This window comes from Pseudomonas entomophila, assembly GCF_029193575.1.
GTDB lineage: Bacteria > Pseudomonadota > Gammaproteobacteria > Pseudomonadales > Pseudomonadaceae > Aquipseudomonas > Aquipseudomonas entomophila_G.
The window spans coordinates 1-4865 of record NZ_JARGCS010000057.1; the positions used below are offsets into that span (position 1 = coordinate 1).

A 4865-nucleotide genomic window follows, 5' to 3' on the forward strand; every position below is an offset into this window, starting at 1 on the left:
ACCGGGCTGTGCGCCAGGCTGCGCACCGGACGCGCCAGCTCCACCACCTGCTCGAACGGCAGATCCTGGTTCACCTGCGCCTGCTGCACGCGCTCACGCACCCGCTCGACCAGCTCCGCCACCGTCGGCGCTCCGCCAAGGTCCACGCGCAGTGCCAGCGTGTTGGCAAAGAAGCCGATCAGGCCTTCCACCTCCGGGCGCGTGCGGTTCGCCACCGGCGCCCCGATCACCACCTCGTCCTGCCCGGCCAGCCGGCCCAGCACCGCCGACCACCCTGCCAGCACCATCATGAACACCGTCGCGCCGTAGCGACGCCCGGCCTGCGCCAGCCTCGCCGTCAGCGCCGCGTCCACCACCACCTCGATCGACGCTCCGCTGTAGTCCTGACGCTCCGGCCTTGGCCGGTCCGTCGGCAAGCTCAGCAGACCCGGCGCACCCGCCAACGTCTCGCGCCAGTAGGCGCCCTGCTGCTGCAGCACCTCGCCCTCCAGCCAGCGACGCTGCCATACCGCGTAATCCACGTACTGCACCGGCAACGCCGGCAAGGGCGCGGCAAGGCCGCGTCGCGCCGCGTCGTACAGCGCCGCGAACTCACGGATCAGCACGCCCATCGACCAGCCGTCCGACACGATGTGGTGCATCGTCACCAGCAAGACATGATCGTCCTGCGCCACGCGCAGCAGACGACCACGAATCAGCGGCCCCGTGGACAGATCGAAAGCCGCCGACGCTTCTTCCAACGCCAGACGCTGGGCTTGCGCTTCGCGGTCCGCAGACGCCGAGACGTCGCTCACCGTCAGCGCCAGCCCGCAGTCCGCCGCCGCGATGCGCTGTGCGGCCTCCCCGTCCTGCTCCACAAACGTCGTACGCAGTGCCTCATGCCGTGCCACCACCGCATCCAGCGCAGAACGCAAGGCCGCTTCGTCGAGCGCACCGCGCAGCCTGACACCGACCGGAATGTGATATGCCGCGCCCGCGCCTTCGATATGCTCCAGGAACCACAGACGCTGCTGTGCGAACGACAAGGGCGCCAGCCCGCTGCGTTCGACAGGCTCGATCACCGGCAGCAGGGTTTGCTCGCCGCGCTCGATGACGCGCGCAATATCGCGCAGACGTGGCTGCGCAAACAGCTTCGCCAAGGCCAGTTCCGCACCCAGCTGCTGACGCACGCGCAGCACCATGCGCACCGCTTGCAACGAATGGCCGCCAAGCGCAAAGAAGTCGTCGTCGCGACCGACGCGCTCCACGCCCAGCAGCTCCGACCAGATGCCCGCCAGCGCCGTTTCGAATGGCCCCACCGGTGCCTCATACGCGTGCGCGTCGAATGCATCGGCGCCGGGCGCCGGCAACGCGCCGCGGTCGAGCTTGCCGTTCGGCGTCAGCGGCAGCGCATCCAGCCGAACATAGGCCACTGGCAACATGTATTCCGGCAAATTGGCCTGCAGGATGTCGCGCAACGCGCCTGCCTCGGGAATCGCCTCGCCCGTGAGATAAGCCACCAGACGCGGCTCGCCCGGCATATCCATACGCGCCAGCACCACCGCCTCTCGCACACCCTCAACCTGCGCCAGCTGCGCCTCGATCTCGCCAAGCTCGATGCGGAAACCGCGCAGCTTCACCTGGTGATCGTTACGGCCCAGGTACTCGACCTCTCCACCCGGCAGCCAACGGCCCAGATCCCCCGTTCGGTACATCCGTCCGCCCGCGCGGAACGGGTCCGTCAGGAAACGCTCCGCCGTCAGCTCTTCACGGTTCAGGTAGCCACGCGCCACCCCCACGCCGCCGATGTAGATCTCACCCGCCACACCCATCGGCACGGGCTCGCCATGCGCGTCCAGCACGTAGATGCTCAGGTTGTCGATCGGACGACCAATCGGCACGATGCCCGGATAACGATCCGCCACGCAGTGCCAGGCCGTCACGTCGATCGCCGCCTCCGTCGGGCCGTAGAGATTGTGCAGTTGCGCCTGCGGCAGACGCGCCAGGCAGCGCTGCTGCAACGCGTAGGACAAGGCCTCGCCACTGCACAGCACCAGCCTCAAGCTCGCGCAGCGACTCAGGTCCGCCTCGTCGAGGAACAGTTGCAGCATCGACGGCACGAAATGCAGCATCGTGATGCCCGCTTCCTCGATCAAGCCCGCCAGATACGCCGGATCGCGATGCCCTTGAGGGCGTGCCATCACCAGGCCCGCGCCGGCCAGCAGCGGCAGGAAGAACTCCCAGACCGACACGTCGAAACCGAACGGCGTTTTCTGCAACACCCGGTCCTCGGCCGTCAGGCCATACGTGCGCTGCGCCCACCACAGACGGTTGACCACCCCGCCGTGTTCGTTCATCACCCCCTTCGGCAAGCCCGTCGAACCCGAGGTGTAGATCACGTAGGCCAGGTGATGCGGCTGCACCGCCACGCACGGGTCGTGTGCCGGCTGCGCGCCGATCGCCTCGTCATCCAGATCCAGCACCGGCACGCACGCACCCGACACCGCCTCTCGCGTGTCCGACTGCACCAGCACCACCGCCGGCGCGCAATCCTCCAGCATCCATGCCAGACGCTGCGCCGGATAGCTCGGGTCCAGCGGCACGTAGCCCGCACCCGCCTTCAGGATGCCCAGCAGCCCGATCACCATCCCCGCGCCACGCTCCACGCACAGCGCCACACGGTCATCCGCGCCTACGCCCAGCTCGATCAAGCGGTGCGCCAGTTGGTTGGCTCGCGCGTTTAGCTCGCGATAGCTCAAGCAAACCTCGCCCGCCATCACCGCCAGCGCATCCGGCGTGCGCGCCACCTGGGCTTCCACCAGGCCATGCAGCGTCTGTGTCTCTGGATACGGCCTGTGCGTCGCGTTCAGGCCATGCAGCACATGCTCGCGTTCAGCAGCATCCAGCAGCGCGACCCGGCCGACCGCCGACGACCCGTCGGCGACCATGGCACGCAATATGCGCTCCAGGAAGTCGAGATGCCGGCGTATCGTCTCGCCGTCGAACAGCGCCGTCGCGTACTCCAAGCTGCCTGCGATGCAGCCGTCGACTTCACCAAGGGTGAGGGTCAAATCGAATCTGGCAATGGTCTGCGGCATGTCCATCGTGCGCAGCGTCAGCCCAGGCAAGGTGAATGCGTCCGCGACGCCGTTCTGCCAGGAGAACATCACCTGGAACAGCGGTGTGTGCGATACGCTGCGCACCGGCTTGACGAGTTCGACGACCTGCTCGAACGGCAGATCCTGGTGCTGCTGCACCGCCAGCGTTTCGCGCTTCACGCGCCCCAGCAGTTCAGCGAAGCTCGGATTGCCGCCCAGATCCAGCCTGAGCGCCAGGGTATTGACGAAGAAACCAATGAGCGGCTCCACCTCCACCCGCGTGCGATTGGCCACCGGGGTGCCGATCACCACGTCGTCCTGGCCCGACAGCTTCGCCAGCAAGGCGGCCCATGCCGCCAGCAGCGTCATGTAGGGCGTCGTGCCCTGCTGCAAGCTGAATACCTTGAGTTGCGCGCTCAGTGCCGCGTCGAGCTCGAAGCGCTGGGTTGCCCCGCAATGATCCTGCTGTGCCGGCCGTGGCCGGTCCGTCGGCAGCGTCAGCAAGGCCGGCGCTCCCGCGAGTCGAGACATCCAGAAATCGCGCTGGCGCTGCAGTGCCGCGCCGTCGAGCCTGCGACGCTGCCAGACAGCGTAGTCCGCATACTGGACGGGCAATGCCGGCAACGGGTCAGCTTCATCTTGTACGAACGCGCGATACAGCGCGCTCAACTCGCTCATGAATACCGTCAGCGACCAGGCGTCGGACAGAATGTGATGCATCGTGACCAGCAGCACATGATTCTCGTCGTCCAGAGTGATCAGACGGCCACGAATCATTGGCCCTTGCGCCAGGTCAAACGACGCATCCGCTTCGGCCCGGGCCAGTGCCTCTGCCTCGGCGCGAGCCTGCGGATGCCCGCGCAGGTCGTGTTGTTGCAGTGCAAAGCCCACTTGCGGCGGAGCAATGCGCTGTGCCGGCTGATCGCCCTGCAGGACGAAGCAGGTACGCAGCGCCTCATGACGCGCCACCACGGTATCGAGTGCCCGTGCCAGTGCCTGCGGGTCGAGCCTGCCGCTCAGGTGCAAGCCGAACGGCATGTGGTAGGCCCGGCTCTGCGCATCCATTTGCGCCAGGAACCAGAGCCGCTGCTGTGCGAACGACAAGGGCAGCGGTTCGTCGCGCGATGCGATACCGATCGGCTGCACCTCGTTGCGTGCGGCCGAATCGAGCATCCCGGCGAAATCCGCTAGCGAAGGGTGTTCGAACACGGCCTGCAACTCGAGGTCGACCCCCATCGCCGCACGCAGCCGCGAGATGAGTTGCACAGCCAGCAGGGAATGGCCGCCCAACACAAAGAAATCGTCGTGCCGGCCGACCGACTCCAAGCCCAGCACGTCCTGCCAGATCTTCGCCAGGGCCGTCTCGATATCGCCCTGCGGGGCCTCATAGGCCAGCGTCGCGTACGCCTGCGGCGCGGGCAATGCGCGACGGTCGAGCTTGCCGTTCGACGTCAGCGGCAACCGCTCCATCCACACATAGGCCGCCGGCACCATGTACTCGGGCAGGTGTGCCAGCAGCGCCTCGCGCAGCACCGGCACCTCCACAGCCTGCGCACCCGTCACGTAGGCCACCAGACGCGTCTCGCCCGGTGTATCCATACGCGCCAGCACCACCGCCTCCCGAACACCCTCCACCTGCGCCAACCGCGCCTCGATCTCGCCAAGCTCGATGCGGAAACCACGCAGCTTCACCTGGTGATCGTTACGGCCCAGGTACTCGACCTCTCCACCCGCCAGCCAACGGCCCAGATCCCCCGTGCGGTACATCCGCCCGCCCGCGCGGAACGG

Annotated in this window: 1 protein-coding gene; it reads right to left on the reverse strand. The window is 67.3% G+C overall.

Annotated features, from left to right (window positions below):
* On the reverse strand, positions 1-4865 hold a 4865-nt coding region (locus tag P0Y43_RS26570; RefSeq protein WP_275640236.1), incomplete at both ends, for a non-ribosomal peptide synthetase.